At 65.2% G+C, this 267-nt stretch carries 1 protein-coding gene; it reads left to right on the forward strand.

Annotation, left to right across the window (positions count from 1 at the left end; all coding sequences use genetic code 11):
• The coding region (locus ABFX56_RS16125; RefSeq protein WP_346234369.1) for an ABC transporter permease subunit at positions 1-267 on the forward strand (267 nt) is incomplete at both ends.

Here is a 267-nt window from a genome sequence, read left to right on the forward strand (position 1 = left end):
TATCCCGTCGATCGTGGCCGGCCTGTTTGCGTTCGCGCTGCTTGCGCTCCTGCTCGGTGATCCGGGCATCCGTTCCGGCTTCGGCGGCGCGATCGTGCTGTCGCTGCTCATGATCCCCACTGTCGTGCGTTCCTCTGAGGAGATGCTCAAGCTCGTGCCGAACGAGCTGCGCGAGGCATCCTTCGCCCTCGAGGTGCCGAAGTGGCTGACGATCCTCAAGGTCGTCATCCCCACCTCGCTGGCGGGCATCACCACCGGCATCACGCT

The organism is Parafrigoribacterium mesophilum, assembly GCF_039652555.1.
GTDB lineage: Bacteria > Actinomycetota > Actinomycetes > Actinomycetales > Microbacteriaceae > Parafrigoribacterium > Parafrigoribacterium mesophilum.